The sequence below is a fragment of the Granulicella sp. S156 genome, from assembly GCF_009766105.1.
Taxonomy (GTDB): domain Bacteria; phylum Acidobacteriota; class Terriglobia; order Terriglobales; family Acidobacteriaceae; genus Granulicella.
Genome location: NZ_LMUH01000007.1, coordinates 233,219 through 253,693 on the forward strand (window position 1 = coordinate 233,219; position 20,475 = coordinate 253,693).

Here is a 20,475-nt window from a genome sequence, read left to right on the forward strand (position 1 = left end):
ATTGACTACGCCATGCGACTGACCTCACTACTTGCCGCGATACTGATAGCCGGGAGTTGCTGGCTTACACAGACGCGGCTGGACGCGGCCAGGCAAAGGAATTCAACCGGCACGTCGGCTGTCGAACAGGCGGCGGCGGCACGCCTCGATGCGCGCGCGGTTCCATTGAGTCCGATGGCCCGATTGGGGCAGAAGATGTTTTTCGACCCCAGCCTTTCGGGCTCGGGCAAGATATCGTGCGCGTCCTGCCATGATCCCGGCCACTCCTATGCGCCAGCTAATTCGTTGGCGGTGCAATTGGGCGGAAGTGATTTGCGATTGCAGGGAGTTCGCGCCGTACCGTCCCTGACCTACCTGGAGCGCACGCCACGATTTGTAGTCCGCCTGGATACGGCTTTTGATCCCGACGAACGGAAGCTGCCAAAGGCCTCCAGACCCACATCGAACTCTTTGCCGAATCACGAGACCCCACCGGTAGATACCCTGAATGCGCTGCAAGGCGAACAGGTGGTGCCCGAGGGTGGCATGGATTGGGACGGTCGGGCGTCAACCCTCGCCGATCAGGCCAGCGGCCCACTCCTCGACCCTAGAGAGATGGCCAATAAGGATGGTCCAAAATTGCTGGCCAAGCTCAAGGCGTCGCCCTATGCCGACGAACTTATCTCCATCTTCGGTCCAGAAGTATTCAAGTCGCCGAACGTCGGTTTAACCGACATCTACCTCGCGTTGGCACGCTTCCAGACAGAGGACAGCAGTTTCCATGCCTATAACAGTAAATTTGACTACTATCTGGCTGGCCGCGCGCAACTGACAGCAGAGGAGTTGCGAGGTCTCAAGCTGTTTGACGATCCGAATAAAGGCAATTGCGCCGCATGCCATCTTGACAAGCCAACCAAGAACCGCCTTGCGCCCGCATTCACCGACTATGAGTTCGAGGCCCTGGCCGTGCCGCGCAATAGACACCTCAGCGCCAATCGCGACACAACGTTCTTTGACGAAGGCCTATGCGGCCCGCTCCGCAAGGACGTTACCAAGGAGGGCTATTGCGGGCTGTTCAAGACACCCACGCTGCGTAATGTCGCGACGCGGCGAGTTTTCTTTCACAACGGAGCAGTCCATTCGCTGGAGGACGCGGTTCGCTTCTATGTGGAGCGAGAGACGCGGCCGGAGAGATGGTATCCGCGTAGAACCGCTGGCACGATTGTGATGTACGACGATTTGCCGGCCGCTCATCGGGCCAATGTGGATGTCAAGGATGCACCCTTCAACCGCCATCGCGGTGAAAAACCAGCCCTGAGTGAAGAAGAAACTAAGGATGTTGTGGCCTTTCTAAATACACTGACCGACGACTATCACCAGACAAGTCGACGGTAGGGCCAGATACGTTGGCCGGAAGGCGGTAACGGCAAAGAGATATTCGACAAACAGAGCGCTGCGCATTCCTTGAAGAAAACAACCTGCGCGATACAGATTTCACTCGCTCTTTGCGAGGCGTTGCGGAAGACCTTTTTTCGCAGTTGCGGCGAAAGGCCTGCGCACCATATGGACGAAGTTGCGAACCAGAGGGTCAGTGGAATCCTCTTTTCTCCAGACCAATCCGATCTTCCACTTGGCCTCGTTCAAACCGGTCTCCAGCAGACGAACCTGCGAGACACGCATTTGACTGGAGGAGCGCGGCACCAGACTGACACCAACGCCAGCCGCGACCAGTGTTAGAACGGTGAAGAGTTCGTTGACCTCCTGGACGATACGAGGTGTGAATCCCGCGGCTCTGCATGTCTGTACCAGGTGATCGAAATGGCTGGCGGATCCGGCGCGGGAGACCACCACAAAAGGCTGTTCGCGAAGGCAGGCGAGCCCATTGCGATACGGCATGCCGCGAGGGACCGCAGCTACCAGCCGTTCTTCAAGAATCGGCACAGTGACTAACCCAGGATCGTCCACGGGAAGCCGAACAAAACCAACGGTAAGGTCTCCGCGAAGAAGCGCTTCAATCTGATTCGGGGTGGACATATCGCGCATGACCACCTGCACCTGCGGGTTCTGCTGCCGGAACCGTGTCAGGATATCGGGCAGTCCCGCGCCCAGAGAGGCGATGCCGAAGCCTATCTTCAGCAGCCCTGCTTTACCGTTCACCGCCAAACGAGCGGCCTCTTCTACGATGTCAGCCTCGCGAAGCAGGCTTCGTGCGCGAAGCCGCAGGACCTCCCCTGCTGCGGTAAGCGATACCTGTCGATAGGCACGAATCAGTAAGGGGCCGCCCACTTTCTCTTCCAGGCGCTGAATCTGCTTGGTGAGTGCGGGCTGGGTGAGGTGGAGTGCTTCCGAGGCTCGGCCGAAATGCATGTGGTCCGTGAGCACCAGGAAAGAACGAAGCTCTGTGAATTCGAGCGCCATTCCCAAAAGTTATCGCATATGACAACTTAATCTATTGGACAGAATGGTTGAAGGGACCCATTCTGTGTTCAGGGAGAAAGAACGTGAGTGGAGATCTCAGATTGCCGAAGGGTATGTGGCCGAGGCGGGCCCTGGCGACGCTCTACGTCGTGGATGGCCTGGGATTCGGGGCCTGGGCGGCCCATGTACCGGCGTTCAAGCAGTTTCTTCGGCTGGATAATGGGTCGCTCACGCTCGTTCTCGTTAGCGTCGTAGCGGGCTCGCTCGTCGCAACGCCTTTGACAGGCCATTGCATTGCGCGCTTCGGAAGCAGGCCCGTGGTTCGGACAGTGGCGATAGCTTATTGCCTTGCGCTCGCGCTGCTGGCGCAGACGTCGAGCTTTGCCGCACTCATCGTCTTCGCCTGCTTGTTTGGAGCGTCCAAGGGAGGGTTCGATGTCTCCGTCAACGCGCAGGCGTTTGCCGTCGAACAACATTATGGACGTTCGAGTATGGGCTTTCTGCAGGGCTGCTGGAGCATAGGGAGCCTGTTGGGTGCAGGAGCTGCGGGGCTGATGCTTCATCACCAGGGCACGCTGCGCTTCGATCTCTCGCTGACCGCAGTCGTTCTGGCGATCTGCAGCATCGCGGCATCACCACTGCTTGTTGGAGAACAGACTCTGCCTCAACAAGGCGCGAAGTTTGTGTGGCCAGACGCTGCCATGCTGAAGCTCGCCGTTATCGCCTTCTTCGGCCTGCTCGCTGAAGGAGCGATCGCAGATTGGGCGTCGGTCTATCTACACTCTAACCTGGGTGCTACCTTGTCGCTCGCAGCAGCCGGCTATACAGCGTATGCGGTCTCGATGACGGCAACACGGTTCTCAGGCGACTGGCTCGCGCGACGGCTCAGTGCTCAACGGATCCTTCAGGCAAGTGGTCTTTTGATAGCTATAGGCATGAGCTGCACGCTCCTTTCTCATTCTTTTGTGCTGGCCGCTGTGGGCCTGATGTTTACCGGTGCCGGGATCGCCAATATCGTTCCGGTCATTCTGAGTGCGGCGGGCCGCGACACCAGAATGGGACCAGGACCAGCTATCTCCGCGATTTCGACGGTCGGGTACTGCGGCCTGTTGACAGGGCCGCCGGTGATCGGATCGCTCGCAGTGCTTGTCGGGTTGAGAGTAGCCATGGGTGTGATTGCCCTTGCCGGGATTGTCGTCGCGGCTGGACCGATGTTCTTGTCGCGGGAGCCGGTATCTCAACCGGTGAAGGCGAGCTCTGTAGCAGCGTGATTCTCCAACAGACACCCTTTTGAGAGGGGAAGTAGAAAAAGGAGTTATGAGCAAGACACACGAAACGCTTCGCATTGCCGTGGACATGGATGAGGTGATTACCGATACGCTGGGCAAACAACTGCGCCTCTACAACCAGCGCTGCGGGACAAGCGCGAGTCGCAGCGACCTTCACGGGAATAATCTAGTGGACATTGCGCCAACATCGCACAAAGAGTGGCTCGTGAGCATGCTCTATGAACCAGGGTTCTTTGCCGACCTGGAGCCGATGCCCGGCTCGCTGGGAGGCATGGAGAGACTCTGCGCGCAACATGATGTTTTCATTGCGAGTGCCGCCACACAGTTTCCGAACTCGTTCAACGAAAAAATCGCGTGGCTCAAGCTTTATCTGCCGCAGATTCCGTTGGACCACATCATCTTTTGCGGGGATAAGTCGATCCTCAATGTGGACTATCTCATCGACGATTCGGCCTACCACTTCAAAGGCCTGCGCGGTGTGGGGCTGCTATTCGATGCTCCGCATAACCGAAAGAATCATGAGCACTTTCGCGTATACGGATGGGCAGAGGTAGAGAACGCGATTGCATTGCACGAGGCGAGAAAGAGCGGAGATCGCCTCGGGTTATACGAAGAACTAGAGCTAAGTGCCCAATGAAGATCCGAAATAGAATGGGGTTGAACGATTCGCGGTGATACAGATTCTCCCCACCGCAAATGCAGACGGAGAGGCTCTTATGCAAGGCACAACCTCAGTGAACTTTCTTCAGGCTCTGGAACAGATTACGGAGCACTGGTCCCCGCGCGTTGTTGGGAGAGTCAACGATCAGTATGTAAAGGTCGCGAAGGTGCAAGGGCAGCTCGCCTGGCATAAGCATGATTCCGAAGATGAGATGTTCCTTGTCGTTTATGGCCGCCTGATCCTTCAGTTCGAAGACAAGGAAGTTGTTCTCAATCCTGGAGATTTTTATGTGGTGCCTAAAGGCACACTGCACAATCCTGTGGCGGAAGAGGAGTGTGGGATCGTGCTTATCGAAACAGTCACGACACGGCACACGGGGGACGTGGATACTCCGTTGACGAAATCTATTGAGGAGCAGCTCTCCGGAGCATAGTACTACGGTGGCCCTTACAAGCCTCTCCCCCATGCCTGTCATTTCGACCGACCAACGGGAGCGGAGAAATGACAGGCTTTTGGGGTAGGTTTGTAAGGGCAACTGGCGTACTAGGAATCGGTCTGTGGCAGTTATTCCAGAGCGATAATATTTTCCCTCGATGCACACGACGGAACTAGATCCACTTTGCCCCAAAGAGCCTAAGGGATATAGAGTTCCTGATAGTATGCTGCTGCCACCCGAGAAAGCTCAGACAGACCTTCCGCTTCCATGGACCAACCGGCGACAACTTCTGGCTGTCGCAGCGCTGCTTCTGGTCTTTGCCTTTGAACTCATCCATGTGGCGCGCGTGTACTCGGCGAACTGGGACGAAGCGCATCACTTGTATGACGGCTATAACATCTGGACGAAGCATGATTACCGGCTGAATGCCGAGGTGCCGCCGGTGGTGAAGCTCACGGCTGCGCTTCCTCTGCTGCCTCTGCACGTATCTGTTCCACCCAATGCAGGAAAGTCTCAGTCACTGGAAGCCTTCGTCGATGGGCGGGCGTTTGTCTTCGGGAATGGAGGCGATCGCCTGCTGTTTCCGGCGCGCATGGCCTGCATGCTTTTTACACTACTGCTGGCAGGGCTGCTTTATGTGGCGACTCGAGAGATGTTCGGCGGCTTCGTCGCGCTCGCCGCGCTGGCGATGTTTGTCTTCGATCCGAACATTCTCGCGCATGGGACCCTGGTCTCGACGGACCTTGGCAGTGCATGCTTCTTCTTCGCCACCGTGTATGCGTTCTATCGCTATGCCAAGGTGCAGAGTCCGGGACGACTGGCCGTCGTTGGACTTGCAGCTGGGCTGGCGATGTGCGCGAAGTTCACTGGCATCTTTGTCTTTCCGATGCTGGTACTTCTGGCCGGAGCCGAGGCGCTGCGTGCGCGGAGCTCAGCCGTGCTGTGGAAACGGCTCGGAGCCTGTGCTGTCGTCCTGGTCTGCGCCTGGGGAGTGATCTGGGCTTTCTATGGATTCCGCTACGCGCCAGCTCCGAATGGTCTGGAGCTCTCGCCGACGCTTGAGCCCTACATCGCCTCGATGCCGAGCAAGACCAATGCCGCAGAGCTTGCGGTTGTCGCCAAGTTCCATCTGCTGCCGAAGGCCTACATCTGGGGACTCGCCAATACCAAGAAGACGGAGTGGGAGTACACGAGCTACTTCTTCGGCAGGATGTATCGGCATGGACCATGGCAGTACTTTCCTGCTGCCTTTCTGATTAAGTCCACTCTTCCGCTCCTGATTGCTCTTGCGATGCTTCCCTTCCTCTGGTTTCGGCGAGAGAATCGCCACACGCGGGAACTGTATTTTCTGCTCATCCCTGTCGTCTTCTACTTTGCGCTGGTGACTACGTCTCACATGGATATTGGGGCTCGGCATCTGATGCCTGTCTATCCTTTTCTGTATGCGCTGGCAGGGGTCGCTATCGGTCACGCCTTCTTTCGCAACCGCGCCTGGGTGATCGCGGCGGCGGCTTTGTTGGTGTGGCAGGTGGCGACATCGGTGCGGATTGCACCGGCATATATGGCTTACGGAAATGAGGCCTGGGGCGGCCCGTCGCAAGTGCATCGCTATCTGAGCGACGCCAACGTCGACTGGGGACAGCAGCTTAAGTCGGTGAAACAGTACCTGGACGAAAACCACATCACGAACTGCTGGTTCGCGTACTTTCCGGATGGCGCGGTTGATCCTTCCGACTACGGTGTGTCCTGCAAGCGGCTACCCACGGGAAGCTCGCTCTCGTGGTTTAGATTGCCGATGGATGTGCCACCCGTGATCGATGGAACGGTTCTGATCAGCGATAGCGACCTTGAGGGTGTAGAGTCTGGCGACGGTCCGCTGAACTGGTTCGAGCCTTTTCGCGAACTGAAGCCGGTGGCGACTATTCAGCACGGGGTGTACGTCTATCAGGGCCGGTTTGCGGTGCCTCTGATGTCTGCGCTGGTGGACGTGCGAAAGACTGGGGATCTTTCCCAGGCCAATCAACCTGCAGCAGCTCTGGCGATGGCCGAGCAGGCTGTCGCACTGGCACCGGGCTCTGCACTTACGCAGATCAACCTGGCGGATACGCTTGCGGCGCAGAAGCAATGGAGCGAGGCTATCGTGCACTATCAACTGGCAGACGAATTGGCACGCACGGTTCGGCCTGAGTTGGAGGACGAAGATCTGATCCCAAGGTGCAAGGCTGGAATAGAGCTGGCGAAGAACCAGCTTCATCAGCCTTGATGCGGGTACGGCGACGAATATTGCTCTAAAGAGTGGCCACGCGAGTAGAAGTACATTATTCTTCGCACAGTTGCCTATCCAGGAGAAGCATGATGAACAGCACTTCCGACACAGGTATCCAGTCCGATTTTTCCCTTCCACCGGATGATCTAAGCCGAAGTCTGGTTGTCACAAGATCAAACGACCAGGGCTTACCGCATATCGGATTAGTGGGAGACACGTACACGGTCCTGCTCTCGGGGAAGGATACGGCTGGGCAGTTTTGCCTGATCGATATGCATATTCCACCGGGCGGTGGACCGCCTCCTCACCGGCATGATTTTGAAGAGTCCTTCATCATCCTGGAGGGCGAGCTCGAGGCTACCTTTCGAGGCCAGAAGTCGGTGGTAAAGGCAGGCGAGACGGCCCACATCCCGGCCAACGCGCCTCATCAGTTTCACAATACAAGCGACCAGCCTGTGCGACTGTTATGCATCTGCTCTCCTGCAGGGCAGGAAGAGCTCTTCGCCGAAGTTGGTGTGCCGGTTGCAACGCGAACGACCGCACCGCCGAAGCTGGACCCTGCGGCTCAGGCAGCGTTTATAGCGAAGGTTGAAGCCCTGGCGCCAAAGTATCGGACAGAGCTGCTGCGGCACGCTTAGCACCATTCCCTCCGCGGCTAAAGCCGCGCTAATCCCAAAGATTTACGGCGGGACTGAAGTCCCGCCCCTCCAAAGCAAGACGCGTGTTCAGAGGTTTCTTAAAGGAAGCTTAGGAGTTCGAGATGAAAGTTCTGGTATTTGGAGCAACCGGTAAAACGGGTGGCCTGATTGTGGACCGAGCACTTGCGAAGGGCCATGAGGTCACGGTGCTTGTCCGCGATGCGAGCAAGTTTACCCGGAAGGACGTACGTGTTCTCTCCGGAGACGCGACTAAGCCAGACGATGTGATGCAAGTAGTGCGAGGACAAGAGGCCGTGATCGACGCCATCGGCGGCACGACTCCGTACAAGACGACACGACTCGAGAGTACGTCGGTGCGCAACATCATCGAGGCCATGCAGACCGAAGACGTTCAGAGACTGATCGTGATCTCGATGATGGGCCTCGGCGAGAGCAGGGCCCAAGCGCCGTTCTGGTACAAGTATCTGCTGATGACAACCTTCCTTCATGGATCGACGGCAGACAAAGCCCTGATGGAAGGCGAGGTAACTACAAGCGGGCTGGACTACCTGATTGCGCGCCCACCCATCCTCAAGGATGACCTGCCAACCGGCAGTGTGACCGTGCTGGGCAGCGGCGCAACCGGCCATTCGATCACACGCGCAGATCTGGCGAACTTCCTGGTCGATCAACTCGAGGTGAATGACCACCTCGGCCGCGCCGTCACAGTGGTCAACAGCTAAAGCGCTTGTTCCAGTGCGCGCTTCATCATGATGCCTAAGATGTTTCTCTCAGTCTATTGGGATAGAGATCCCAGAAGGAGCTTGGCGCTTTCACTCTGATAGCGGCTCATCCGCAACTCCTTTCCATCGTGCAAAATTACTTTGTGGTGCCCGTGGAACCAGGGATGAATCTCCTTGACCTTAGAGATATTCACCAGCGTTGAACGATGGATACGCACGAACTGTTTCGGATTTAATCTGGATTCCAAACCAGATAACGTATTTCGCAGTTCGTAGACGAGCTTCCCAACATGCAGTTGAACGCAGTTTCTCTCCGCTTCGATCCAATCGATGTCTTTGGTGTCAACAAGGAGGATGCGTCCGCTCACGGGAACGGCAATCCTCTCCTGGTATTGTTGTTGCTTCTGAACGGCGGCCAGTGCCTGCAGCAGCCTGGTGGTGTAACTGTCATCCAGAGAGCTGGCAAGACGCACCTTCGCGCGAGCAACGGCTCTCTCGACCCGGTCGCTGCCGAAGGGCTTGAGAATGTAGTCCACCGCATTGGCCTCGAAGGCCTCGATCGCGTAGTCCTTGTGTGCGGTGACGAATATGGTGACCGGCATCTTCACGCCGTTTAACTCGTCCAAGATCTCCAGTCCGGTTAGTCCGGGCATATGCATGTCGAGAAATATCAGGTCGGGATGTTCCCTGCTTATAGCGTCGAGTGCCGATACTCCATCTCCGCATTCGCGAATCACGTCGATATCTTCATCCTGCCGGAGGGCTCTCAGGATGCTGCTTCGCACCAAAGGCTCGTCGTCGATGATGATCGTTTTGATTCTCATAGGGCGAGCAGCTCCTCTTCTGAGGAGCTTACGGAGGCGCTCTTCTCGAAGGGTATAGCGATGCTGCATACCACGCCTCGCGGTGATAGCGCCTGAAGAGAGAGACTCGAAGAACCGTTATAGACCTGCGTGAGCCGCTGTGATGTGTTCGATAGCCCAACTCCCCATCCGCCATGATCCAAGCTCATCTCAGAGGGAAGCGAGCTATTGGAGTTACTAATCTCCACGACCAACCGGCCCGACTGCCGGAAGCTTTTGATCTCGATCGTATCGTCGCCCGGATTTTTCGCGATGCCGTGCACGATGGCGTTCTCCACCAGAGGCTGAAGGATCAAACTCGGTATGGAACAGTCGAGCGTTGCAGGATCGATGAGCGAGCGCACAGTCAGGCGGTCCCTGAATCTGATCTTCTGAATGCTCAGATAGAGATCTACCAGATGCAGCTCTCGCCGCAACGAGATCTGCTGCGAAGATTCATGTTCTAAGAACACTCGCAGCAGCGAACTCAGATCAAGCAGCATCTTCTCCGCGGATTCGGGATCTTCGTGAATCAGCGTTCCAATCGCGTGAAGAGTATTGAAGAGGAAGTGCGGGTGCAACTGCATCTGCAGAACCTGCAGCTGGGCCTGCGCCAGCTGCCTCTCCAATTGTGATTCACGGACCTGCCTATTGCTGTTTTCCTTGTAGAAATGCAGGGTCTGGGCTAATCCGGTTAATGCCCAATAGGTGATGATGCCCATCGCGACGTCCTTCCGGAGAAGGAACCTGAAGTTATCGAGGAGAGCCCTAAAGATGTTTCGCGGAGCTGGAGAGCCTAATTCAAGTAAATACGCGATGACCGATTGTACAAATAATGCAAGAAGAGCGAATAACACACTTGCCAGCAGATGCAGCGCAAGAGCTCGTTGAGGGTGCCGGGGATCGACAGGGCGTTTCGCTGCCAACTGTAGTACCAACGGTGCGACGAAGAGCCACGCATACCACTGCTCCATATTCCAGCGAACATACGCAAACACTGGATGGGGATGTCCGTACATCACGTCGTAGCTATACCACTGAGCCGCGAACAGAAAGGCGATCCCCGTCCACAGCAGAAAGAGTTGCGCGAAGCGGCGGGCGAACTTTTTTATAGAAACCATCTGACGTTCCCTTAGGCAGCCACTAATCCTGTCTTCTTCTGAGATATTAAGTCCGACCCGTCACGATGGGAAGCTTGTTTCCCATTGCGACTACGATCCAGCAGCCGCCCATTACGACTCGTCCCGATTGCTTTTGAAAAATCTTCCTTTGTTCCTACGGTGGAGGTGCACCGAAGCTCTGGAGGACGAGATGGAGCATTACCGGATCGGAGTTGCTTGCAGGACCTACTGGAAACTCGCGGCTCTCCTAATGGGCTCTTTGAACACTGTACTCATATTCTCCCAACAGCCCTGTACGCAAGGATTTTCGGTTGAAGGTATCATTCGCGACACCACGGGCGCTGTCATCCCCAACGCTCAGGTACAGACCCCTGACGGCAAATCGGCTTCGACCGATTCGGCTGGACATTTTTTATTGTCCTGTGTACCGGAGACTTCGACGACGATCACGGCGCAGGCAGATGGCTTTGCGCCTGGAACAGCCACTACGATCAGGCAGTCAAATGCTGTCGCTCACGTGGACATTCAACTGCGGGTTGCGGGCGAAGAGACTGATGTCGAGGTGGGTGATGATGCCACGGCGATGGATGCCGATCACGGTGCAGGGACGCGCAACCTGAATACCCAGGATGTGCAGCAGCTCTCCGATGACCCGGACGATTTTCTCCGAGAGTTACAGTCGCTCGCGGCCAGTGGCGGCGGCATGCCCGGCCTGGCTCTCGTCACTGTCGATGGCTTTCAGAACACGAGTGCCTTGCCACCCAAAGGTTCTATCGCTTCCATTCGCATCAATCCGGATATGTTTTCAGCGGAATATGAGAGGGCTCCCTATTTAGGCGGCCGCATCGAGATCTTTACGAAGCCTGGTGCGGACCCCTTTCACGGAGCGCTGTTCCTTACAGACAGCGACGGCAGCTTCAATGCGACGGATCCCTTCTCCGTAACAGCAACACCGGCAGGAAAGCGGAGATACGGCTTCGAACTGAGCGGGCCGGTTGTCCCAAAGAAAATCGACTTCTCCCTCGCCCTCGAAAAGCGCGACATCGATGAGTTCAACGTCGTCAACGCGGTAACACTGAATGCGAATGGCGATCAGGAGCCGCTGCAACAGACAGTGGCAGCTCCGCAGCGGCTATGGATCGCTTCGGAGCGTAACGACTGGCAGATCAGCCCGAAAGATACAGCGACACTTTCCTTTTCGGCCAATGTCAACAACCTCGGCAATCAGGGCGTGGGTGGCCTTACGCTTGCCGAAGCCGGCTATTCGAGTCTGGTGAACGAGTACGATCTGCGGCTAAATAATACGTTGACGCTCAGCCCCAATCAGTTGCACGAAACTCGGATCGGCTATACATGGAAACGCACCGAGCAGACGCCTCTCTCGACCGCGCCATCACTTGGGGTAGCCGGATACTTCACAGGAGGAGGAGCGACAAGTCAGAACCTGAACGATCGTGAACGCGACCTTGAAGTGGATGATGACCTGATGGTCACCCAGGGCAAACACTCGTGGAAGATTGGCGCTCAATCGCTCGGCAGCTTTGTGCATGACGATGACCCAAACACCTTCAACGGAGCCTATCTGTTCGGCGGAGGCAGTGCTCCCATTCTCGATGCAAATAATAATTCAACCGGACAGACCACCACGATCAGTGGCATCGAGCAGTACCGGCGCGCCTTGTTGAATCTTCCAGGCGGCTCACCCACCACCTATCAGGTCACTACCGGCACGCCGCTGGTTCCCTTTACGCAGTGGCGCGTAGGCCTGTTCGGACAGGATGCCATCAAACTAACCCCTCACCTCAGCGTGATCGGAGGACTTCGCTACCAGCTGCAGACCGCTCCGAGTAGCTTTGCCAACTTCTCGCCGCGCGTTGGCCTGGCGTGGGCGCCGGATAAGAAATCGGCCTGGGTAGTTCACATGCGTGCAGGGGTCTTCCGTGCTCCCAACTACCCGAACCTTGCCACAGAGGTCTACCGCCTGAATGGTATCCGGCAACAGCAGACAACAGTCTATTCGCCAAGCTACAACCATCCGCTGACGCTCATTCCTGGAGCCATTCAGGTGAGCACGGTGAATCAATTTCCGCAGTCTCTCCATCAGGTCTCATCGCTCCAAACGCACCTCGGTATCGAGCGCACGTTCCACAACGGCTTGCACCTGGCGACCACCCTCTATTGGTTTTCTAACTGGGGAGAGATACAGACCAGGAATATCAATGCTCCTCTCATCGGCAGCAGCGTTGGAACCCCACCCGATCCGACTGCTGCTCTGCTCGCTCCAAGACCCTATGCACCGAACGAAAATATGGTGCAGTATCAGAACTCCGGTCATATGAACGGCAACATCTTTGTCTTCGGTGGTGACCGAAACACCGGAAAACGATTCAGCCTCTCCATTTACTACATTCACGCCAACGCAAAAACTGACGCGACGAGTGCTGTCGGCAGCCCGCAATCCAGCTATAGCAACCAAGGTGAGACCTCCCGCCCCGACTGGTTGGCGGGAGATGCGGTCTATGTTTCGGGCATCATCCACCTGCCCCGCAAATTGGAGTTCTCTTCGGTGCTTGATGCTAGAAATGGCCAGCCCTACAACATCACCACCGGTACCGATGCGAACGGGGATGGAGATTTCAACGACCGTCCTTCCTATGCATCGGCCCCAGGCCCAGGTGTGTACAGCACGCGTTTCGGATTGCTGACTACAAATACCGTGAATGGCAATGTTCCGCGCAACCTGGGAAGTACGCCAGCCGCGCTACATCTTGATGGAAACCTGAGCCGTGTTTTCACGTTGAATCCGAGAGACAAAGACCATCCGCGCACTCTCACCTTCAATGCGCGCAGTGCGAATCTGGTGAATCACACCAACGTCACAGCGGTGAATACGATCCTCTCGTCATCCACGTTGGGACAACCCCTCACCGCGGAGACCGCCAGACGCATAGAACTCGGAGTGCGCTTCGCCTTCTAGAGTGGAATCAAGATAGCTGTACCCGTGGGAGGTATTTACTCCTACCCCACCACAAATCTGTCATCCTGAGCGCAGTCGAAGGACCGCGAGAGTTTTGGTCTTACCTATATAGTTCACACCTTTCAACCAAAGCAGCCGAGGCGGGGTGTTCGAGGTGGAAAAGGTGCAGAATGTAGCGGCGAGATATAGGGTTTCGGGGTCCTTCGACTGCGCTCAGGATGACAGATTTGTGGTGACATGAAAACACGACAGATCGGGTACAGCCACCTTGATTCTGCACTGAGCAAGCGCCCGTTGTGCTCTGTCCGATCAGAAGATGTGTTTGATTCCCTTGCCTACACCTTTGACGATTTTGCCGGTTCCCTTCACCGAACCGACGGCCACGTCTTTGCCTGCGGAGACGCCACCCTTGCCGACAGAGGCGGCCGCATCAATAGGATGAAGCGTGACGAGGTCTACAGCACCCTTGCCTGTACCTTCGGCCAAGTTGCCTGCACCCTTGGCGGCGCCTTTGCCGATGTCTCCGCTTCCGCTGCCGATATCACCACCGGCGCTGCGGCCTTTTTTCTTGGTCTTTACGGTCTTCTGGCTCGTCGGTGCGACCTGATCGGAGTTGGACTGGCCCTGGGCGGTCACAACAACGGCGAATGCGAGTAGCAGTAATACGGTGAGTCCCAATTTGGTTTTCACGGTTACGCTCCGCTCTCTTCCCTGCTTAATATGATGCCCCCAATCGGGATCAAATAAAACAAGAATCTCAGGCTAGAGCCTCTTTCAGATATCCATTCACTTTGCGGCAGATGCGGTTTGCTGCTGGACTGCCTGCGGCTGATTCATGACGATATCGGCAGCCTTCTCGAGGGTGACGGTTGAAGGCTCGGACTCGAACCTTGAGCGTTCGTCGTCCTGCTGGAGAGAGATGTTCTTGAAAAGAAGAGCGTTGCCTTCGAGCTGAACGTGGAACTCTGTCAATTGCCAGAGCGAGGGGCCAACCTCCTCCTGCTTCAGAGAGAAGGCGCTGCCCTCCTTGAGCCTGCCGAGGATGCCTCCGCCAAAAGTGACCTCGCGCATGAGATGGCCGCGCATGCTGCGGACACGGTGTTGTTGATTATCCGCGACGAGATCGCCGGCCATGCTGCTGAAGACGCGGGCCTCGCGTGTAGGCGGATGGAAGTTAGGATCAGGCTCGAAGTGCAGTGTGGTGGTGGCTGCGTTTGAGCCTGTCACTGTCCAGAGAAAGGCGTTAGGGAGAAGCTGGAGAAGATCGTCAATCTGCTGATTGTCGTGGTTGGTCTCGGAGACCTGCTTCTTCTGCGCGTGGGGATCGTGCATAAACTGCTGAATGAGCTCGCGCTGCTGCAGCGGGTAGAACTCCTGGCCGTCTTTCTCCAGGATGCGCTGGGCATCTCCTTGTGGTGAATTGGCCACCCACTGGAGAACGTGCTCCTTCGGCTTATGAATCTCTTCGAGGTAAATCCACTTGGAATGGTCGTTCAGGTCCGCCTGATGCTCGGCATTGACGACCTGCTGAATGATCTGCTGCGGGCTTTGAGCATGCGCAACGGTAAACGAGAGCGCGAGTGCTCCTAGCCAAAGGTAGCTTGTCTTTTTTTGAGCCATATCATCCGCCTATGCCTACAAAAAGTTACTTTTTTTTGATGCAGCAGATTTACGAACGTTTCGGCAAAATGTTAGCCGCCATCACCAGCAGGCATGTCGAAAAGTGGCCTTTCAGCCATCAATCGGCGAACGATGAAACGCCACTTTTATTTTCACTCAGATTCGGGCCACCCGGCTTATAAAAGTGAACGGACCGTAGGGCTAGGATCCGTTCACCTGATCTCCTGATGCGAGCTAGGCTTCGACCAGATCTTCAGCTACGGCAAAGGATTTTCGTTCGATCCCGGGCAGGTGCAAGGCCAGCGTAATCGCTCGCAGCGCCATGAAGGCCAGCATGGCGCACCACAAGCCGTGATTGCCATAGCGTGCCCTTAGAACGACGGCCAGGACTAAGAATCCAACGAGGGAGATCAGCATGCTGTCGCGTAGCTCGCTGGCGCGCGTGGCGCCGATGAAGACGCCATCGAGCAGGAAGCTCCAAACGGCCACCAGAGGCAAGACGATTAGCCAGGGCAGAAACTGCCCGGCGAGCGAGCGAATCGATTCCTGGTTCGTAAAGATGGCGATGATCTGACGGCCGAAGATGAGATACAGGAGAGAGATCACCGCAGCAACCGTGAACGCTGAAACAGAGCTGGCCTTGAGCACGGAGCGGAAGTCCTCCACGCGCCGTGCGCCGATCGCTTCACCGACAAGCGCCTCTGTAGCGTTGGCAAAGCCGTCGAGTCCGTAGCCGGCGATCCAGAGAAAATTGATGAGCACTGCGTTCGCTGCGAGGACTGCATCTCCGGAACGGGCTCCCGTGCGAGTGAACCAGGCATACGCTGCGACCAGGCTCAACGTGCGCAGGAGAATATCGCGATTGAGGGAGAAGAGCCGACGCAGGCTGCCGCCGTCGATCAACTCGCTCCAGCGCACATGGCTAATACGAGCGCCCTTGGCCAGCATGAGCGCAACGCCAAGGAAGCATCCCACCCATTCTGCGGTCATCGTCGCCGTGGCGATGCCAGCGACACCCCAGTGCCAACGCAGGACCAGCGTGAGAGCTACGGCCACGTTGACTACGTTAATCACGACCTGCAGGAGCAACGCAGTACGGGCATACTGCCGGCCCAGAAGATAGCCGAGGATGGTGTAGTTCGCCAACGCCGCCGGCGCCGACCAGATGCGGATACTGCAGTAGGTCAACGCGTTTTGATGTGTCTCCGCAGTGGCACCCAATAGCGTTAGCACGCCGGAGATGAGCGGCTTCTGGATGAGGAGGATCACAGCCCCAATCAGCAGCGCGGTGAGCAGGGCGCGGCCGAAGTGGTGCATGACTTCGTCCTGGTCTCCAGCTCCATGCGACTGCGCCACCAGACCGGTCGTCGTCATGCGCAGGAAACCGAAGGTCCAGTAGATGGAGTTGAAGAGGATGCCACCTACAGCAACGCCGCCCAGCGCTGCCGCGCTAGGCAGATGGCCAGAGAGGATCGTATCCACCGTAGAGAGTAGAGGTTCGGTCAGGTTCGAAAGGATGAGCGGGATGGCGAGGAGAAAAACTCGCCGATACCAATAGGACATTTCCATCATTCTACGGTGCTGGAGTTTTACCTTGCCACAGCAGAGGACTGCGTCAGGACCGTGACTTCCTTGGCATATTCGGAAGCACGAGAGCTACACTGAACTCGCAATCAATGGTGGTGCGCCAATGAGCGAATCCTACCCCCTAAGTTGTCCGCTGATATCTGTGGCCCTCAGCCCGAGAACACAGGCTGATCGCTGGAAATTACTGCAGGCACTGAGCGATCTCGTCCAACAAGATCCCGCTATCAAGGTTGAATCAGAATCTGGAGATGGGCCGATCCTCATCAGCGGGACGAGCGATCTGCAGCTGGAGACCATCTGCGCCCGTATTGTGCAGGAGTACAAGATCGAGCTCGACGCCAGTGAATCCAGAATTATCTATTTAGAAACCATTCGCAAACGGGCCGAAGCGGAAGGAACATACGCACGGCAAACGAATGGCCTTCGCAATTATGCCCATGTGGCTCTTAGGCTAGAGCCCCGTGAACCAGGAAGCGGCTATCAATTCGTCGACGAAACTACTGGAGACACAATCCCTTCGAAATTTGTCGAGTCCGCCAGTATCGGTATCCAACGCGCCCTGAAGGGTGGCATTTTAGCCGGCTACGAGATGGTGGACCTGCGGGCTGTTCTCTACGACAGCAACTACCATGTGACAGACTCGAACGAAATAGCCTTTCAAATTGCAGCTTCCATGGCCTTCAAGGAAGCTGCCCGCAAAGCCGGTCCCATCCTGTTGGAGCCGGTTATGTCGGTCGAGGTTGTGCTTCCAGAAGAGTACCTGGGCAACATCATTGGAGACCTCAACGAGCGCCGCGGACGCATCGAGACCTCGAGACTCGCGCCCATTCGCAAGTGCTCCATGCCGTGGTGCCCTTGGCCGAACTATTCGCGTACGAGAAGCACCTCCGTTCAAGCACACAAGGGATGGCCACCCATTCAACGCACTTTGTCCGTTATGAGCCTGCTCCTCTAAGAGGCGGCCCTGGCGATTATGAAGCGGGTATTGTCTCCAACAAACCGAAGGGCCCAAGAACGGGACTTAACTCCGCTGCTGCCAGGCTGGACATAGACGCCGAATGATTGCGAATTCAGTGATGTAATTTCGCGATATCCCATTCAGAAAAGGTCAACAACCGGCGGAAAGGTCAGCAACAAACTCAGGCCCAGCAGAACGAAAGCAACGGCAATAACACGCCCCGCCGCAATGGTCTTCTTGCCCCAACGCCACTCCAGGATCCCCCAGGTAAAGAGCCAGACCAGGATGGCTGTCGTGGTTACGCCGGAGAGAGCTCCTGTCGGTTTATAGAAAACAAGGCTGCTCTTTACCGCAACCGATTTGTCCCCGGCGAAAGCCAGGACTGCAAGAACAAAGGAGCCGATGCCAGCTGCGAGGATGGCAGCCACGCCGGAACCGTTGGGAAGAATGGAAGTGCTGGGGGAGACAGCGGTCTCTGACGTATTCATTTCTCTTCTCCGTGGCTCAGTTGGAGCGTATGCCCGCCCTGGACCGGCGCATATTTGTTGATCATCGCGCCGAAGAAACCGGCGATACCGGCTGCTAAAAACGAAACCAAGGTGAAGGAAAGCACCGCAGTACGAAGTTGTCGATGGTGCTTGAGATCGCGACCATACTTGATCACGACGAATGCTGCCATCGTGATTGAGATAGGAGCGAACCAGGCAACATGCTCCTTCCACTCCATTCCCAGCGAATGCCAGTCGATAGTGGTGGGGCTCGACATAAGCAGACGTTGCGGAAACATCGAAAGATCGGCCGTTCCTGGCGGTGCTGCCGCTCGATACCAGGGATAGATGACATACGCTCCGGTCAGCACGGCAGCCCATGCAAGCACCACCATGGCGAACATGTACCCCTTGAGAAAGCGCTCTTGCCCCGGTGTGGGTTCAGCAGGAGCGGCGGAGATCGTGAAGCGATAGAGCTCTACGAGTGCGCCGGAGCATGCCAGCAGATAGAGTGCACCGAACCCCATGCCGTGGATCAGTGTCCAGAGACTCCGCATCGTGATTTCCATTGGTTCTCCTTATGAAAGGTTGAGCGCCTCTCATCTGCTCTAACGGGGTTGCGCAGACACCATGGCTTCACCAGAGGTTTTCTTGTCTGCATCTTTATCTTTCCCCCAGGTTTTATAGAGTCCGAGATAGCCATAGTTCTCTGTCTGCCCTGCGATGGAGTGACCATACGCGAAGAGCAACTGGAGTCCGGGAGACTTGAAGTGGTAGTAGCCGCCTGCGTCAATCATGGCTGAGGATTGCGTCTGAGCGGCGGCAAATCCTTCTCGAGCGTGAGAAAAAATCTCGGCAGATAGTTCGAGCTTTTCGCTGATTTCGCGTTTGACCAAGTATCCACCGTAAAGATAGTTGCGATATTGAGTTTGAGGAACGACAGCGTAGCCCAGCCCGCCGCAGAGACTCCAGGGTCCGAACTCCTTCTCTACCCAGATCGGCAGTTTGTACCACACCTTGCCGACACCGAGCCCCTTGGAGTAACTCCCGGTCGGAATCTCGAACATGGTGAACGATCCAATCTGCGGGCGGTGTTTCGTCTGTTTGATGAATCCGTACTTCACCCCCAGCTCCATATCCGTCAACCCAAAGGCGCTAGAACCCGTTCCGCCTGGAAGATAGACAGGGTTATTGGACGGCATGACCGCGCCGAAGGGAAGAATGGCATGAAGCTGAATGTTGGGAATCGCGCCCCAGTTGAACTCAAACGCTATCCCGGTCGGATCGATCTCTGCCGGAGTGCCATCCACGGTCCCGAAGATATAAGCCTCGTAGTGCCCCAGATCCACCGGTGTCGGATCATCTGTCTGGAACGGCGGGCCGGCCTGCGCCCAAAGCTTTGAAGCCGCCGATACAAGGACGAGAAGCATCGCCAGTTTCGAGCAATGGATGCTAAAGCTCATCGAAGCTCCTGCTTTCCAGCGAAGTTCATGATGCCTCTAGGAAGCGAATGGCTGACTCAAACAGCATATATCGAAATTCGATAACATAAAATCTCATATCACCTCTGTGAAGGTATATTTACGTTGTGTTGAAACAACAGCGGGAACTCTACTTCGGACTCATACGGATTCATGTGCTGGTGCATGCTTCACAAGAACCAATCTTTGGATTGGCCATGATGGAGGAGTTGAAGCATCATGGGTATCGCATTGGCCCGGGAACCCTCTACCCACTCCTGCATGGCCTGGAGCGGAGTGGCTTGTTGAAGTCTGTACTCAGGAATGTTGGAGGACGTCAGCGACGGGTTTACAAGATCACCGCCATTGGCAGGAAAGCCTTGGACAAAGCCAGAGAAAAGGTAGACGAGCTTCATCATGAACTTCACGAAGAACACCCGCGAAAGATATCGCCCCCTGACAACAACTCCGCAATCCATTAGATCGGGTTTAGAATCGGGAGCCATGGATATTCCTCGTCGATTGCCTCTGTGTTCGTTGATTACCTGCACCGTAGTCTTCGGCTTGCTGACACCTTCGCTGCGCGCAGCTCTACCTGAGGAGCAGGCGGTACTTGCTCCAGTGCAGGCGCTGTTCGACGGCATGTCGAAGCGTGACGCGACGGCGATCAAGGCACCTTTGCTGCCCGGTGGCACGATGGTGTTGATGCGGGATGGCAAGCCAACGCAGATGACCTTTGAAGCCTTTGCTGATCGAGTCGGCAGACCGGGAACGTCGCACATCGAAGAAAGAATTCACGATCCCCTGGTGCGGATCGATAACGACCTGGCCGTGGTGTGGGCGCCCTTCGAGTTCCTGGTGGATGGCAAGGTCGACCACTGCGGGACGGATCTGTTCAACCTTGTTCGTCAGGATGGGAAGTGGTTGATCGCGAGCGTGGCTGATACCGGGCGGAAGGTTTGTCCGGCGAGTTAGTGCTGTGACCAGATTCC

The 20,475-nt window shown here is 56.3% G+C and carries 19 protein-coding genes and 1 pseudogene; 11 read left to right on the forward strand and 9 right to left on the reverse strand.

What is annotated here, in order from left to right:
- Positions 1-12 precede the first annotated feature (12 nt).
- Entirely contained in the window at positions 13-1,374 is a 1,362-nt protein-coding gene (locus GSQ91_RS06730) for a cytochrome-c peroxidase (protein ID WP_158820491.1), read from the forward strand.
- A gap of 99 nt (positions 1,375-1,473) precedes the next feature.
- Here the strand turns inward: GSQ91_RS06730 and GSQ91_RS06735 are convergent, their stop codons facing one another.
- Positions 1,474-2,397 (reverse strand): LysR family transcriptional regulator, encoded by a 924-nt coding sequence (locus GSQ91_RS06735; RefSeq protein WP_158820492.1) that lies wholly within the window; start codon positions 2,395-2,397, stop codon positions 1,474-1,476.
- Positions 2,398-2,480: 83 nt separating this feature from the next.
- On the opposite strand from GSQ91_RS06735, the gene GSQ91_RS06740 reads away from it, so the two are divergent.
- The 6 genes from GSQ91_RS06740 (at position 2,481) to GSQ91_RS06765 (ending at position 8,430) form a co-directional block, all read left to right on the forward strand.
- Positions 2,481-3,668 (forward strand): MFS transporter, encoded by a 1,188-nt coding sequence (locus GSQ91_RS06740; protein WP_158820493.1) that lies wholly within the window; start codon positions 2,481-2,483, stop codon positions 3,666-3,668.
- 46 nt (positions 3,669-3,714) lie between these two features.
- Positions 3,715-4,323: a 5'-3'-deoxyribonucleotidase gene (locus tag GSQ91_RS06745; protein WP_158820494.1), complete on the forward strand. Its 609-nt coding sequence runs from the start codon at positions 3,715-3,717 to the stop codon at positions 4,321-4,323.
- 79 nt (positions 4,324-4,402) lie between these two features.
- The gene (locus GSQ91_RS06750; RefSeq protein WP_158820495.1) at positions 4,403-4,780 is read left to right on the forward strand and encodes a cupin domain-containing protein; all 378 of its coding nucleotides are present in this window, start codon (positions 4,403-4,405) and stop codon (positions 4,778-4,780) included.
- 226 nt (positions 4,781-5,006) lie between these two features.
- Positions 5,007-7,046, forward strand: a complete 2,040-nt coding sequence (locus GSQ91_RS06755; protein ID WP_158820496.1) for a glycosyltransferase family 39 protein — start codon at positions 5,007-5,009, stop codon at positions 7,044-7,046.
- A gap of 89 nt (positions 7,047-7,135) precedes the next feature.
- Positions 7,136-7,687 carry a cupin domain-containing protein gene (locus tag GSQ91_RS06760; protein WP_254064391.1) on the forward strand — a complete coding sequence of 184 codons (552 nt, stop codon included), beginning with the start codon at positions 7,136-7,138 and terminating at the stop codon, positions 7,685-7,687.
- Between the two features lie 122 nt (positions 7,688-7,809).
- Positions 7,810-8,430 (forward strand): NAD(P)-dependent oxidoreductase, encoded by a 621-nt coding sequence (locus GSQ91_RS06765; RefSeq protein ID WP_158820497.1) that lies wholly within the window; start codon positions 7,810-7,812, stop codon positions 8,428-8,430.
- Between the two features lie 53 nt (positions 8,431-8,483).
- Here GSQ91_RS06765 and GSQ91_RS06770 read toward each other — a convergent pair whose 3' ends face one another.
- Positions 8,484-9,254: a LytTR family DNA-binding domain-containing protein gene (locus GSQ91_RS06770; protein WP_158820498.1), complete on the reverse strand. Its 771-nt coding sequence runs from the start codon at positions 9,252-9,254 to the stop codon at positions 8,484-8,486.
- Entirely contained in the window at positions 9,251-10,393 is a 1,143-nt protein-coding gene (locus GSQ91_RS06775; RefSeq protein WP_158820499.1) for a sensor histidine kinase, read from the reverse strand. Before GSQ91_RS06775 ends, GSQ91_RS06770 begins: the two co-directional genes overlap by 4 nt.
- 190 nt (positions 10,394-10,583) lie before the next feature.
- Between GSQ91_RS06775 and GSQ91_RS06780 the strand changes: the two genes are divergently transcribed.
- Entirely contained in the window at positions 10,584-13,370 is a 2,787-nt protein-coding gene (locus GSQ91_RS06780; RefSeq protein WP_158820500.1) for a TonB-dependent receptor, read from the forward strand.
- A 309-nt stretch (positions 13,371-13,679) separates the two neighbouring features.
- On the opposite strand, the gene GSQ91_RS06785 is transcribed toward GSQ91_RS06780, so the two are convergent.
- The 3 genes from GSQ91_RS06785 to GSQ91_RS06795 all read right to left on the reverse strand — a co-directional run bounded on the left by GSQ91_RS06785 (position 13,680) and on the right by GSQ91_RS06795 (position 16,553).
- Entirely contained in the window at positions 13,680-14,060 is a 381-nt protein-coding gene (locus GSQ91_RS06785) for a hypothetical protein (RefSeq protein WP_158820501.1), read from the reverse strand.
- A 96-nt stretch (positions 14,061-14,156) separates the two neighbouring features.
- Complete coding sequence (locus GSQ91_RS06790; protein WP_254064392.1) at positions 14,157-14,990, reverse strand: hypothetical protein; 834 nt, start codon at positions 14,988-14,990, stop codon at positions 14,157-14,159.
- A gap of 234 nt (positions 14,991-15,224) precedes the next feature.
- The gene (locus tag GSQ91_RS06795; RefSeq protein WP_216845113.1) at positions 15,225-16,553 is read right to left on the reverse strand and encodes an MATE family efflux transporter; all 1,329 of its coding nucleotides are present in this window, start codon (positions 16,551-16,553) and stop codon (positions 15,225-15,227) included.
- A 127-nt stretch (positions 16,554-16,680) separates the two neighbouring features.
- Here GSQ91_RS06795 and GSQ91_RS06800 point away from each other — a divergent pair.
- Positions 16,681-17,639, forward strand: a pseudogene (locus tag GSQ91_RS06800) (hypothetical protein).
- Positions 17,640-17,675: 36 nt separating this feature from the next.
- Here the strand turns inward: GSQ91_RS06800 and GSQ91_RS06810 are convergent.
- Genes GSQ91_RS06810 through GSQ91_RS06820 form a run of 3 tightly spaced genes read right to left on the reverse strand, consistent with a single transcriptional unit; the run spans position 17,676 to position 19,486 of the window.
- Entirely contained in the window at positions 17,676-18,023 is a 348-nt protein-coding gene (locus GSQ91_RS06810) for a hypothetical protein (RefSeq protein WP_158820505.1), read from the reverse strand.
- Positions 18,020-18,592, reverse strand: a complete 573-nt coding sequence (locus GSQ91_RS06815) for a hypothetical protein (protein WP_158820506.1) — start codon at positions 18,590-18,592, stop codon at positions 18,020-18,022. The genes GSQ91_RS06810 and GSQ91_RS06815 overlap by 4 nt, the downstream gene beginning before the upstream one ends.
- Positions 18,593-18,631: 39 nt before the next feature.
- Positions 18,632-19,486: a transporter gene (locus GSQ91_RS06820; RefSeq protein WP_158820507.1), complete on the reverse strand. Its 855-nt coding sequence runs from the start codon at positions 19,484-19,486 to the stop codon at positions 18,632-18,634.
- Between the two features lie 218 nt (positions 19,487-19,704).
- On the opposite strand from GSQ91_RS06820, the gene GSQ91_RS06825 reads away from it, so the two are divergent.
- Both GSQ91_RS06825 and GSQ91_RS06830 read left to right on the forward strand, forming a co-directional pair.
- Positions 19,705-19,965, forward strand: coding sequence for a PadR family transcriptional regulator (locus GSQ91_RS06825; RefSeq protein WP_254064396.1), 261 nt, complete (start codon positions 19,705-19,707; stop codon positions 19,963-19,965).
- Between the two features lie 22 nt (positions 19,966-19,987).
- Positions 19,988-20,458, forward strand: coding sequence for a nuclear transport factor 2 family protein (locus GSQ91_RS06830; protein ID WP_158820509.1), 471 nt, complete (start codon positions 19,988-19,990; stop codon positions 20,456-20,458).
- Positions 20,459-20,475: the final 17 nt, after the last annotated feature.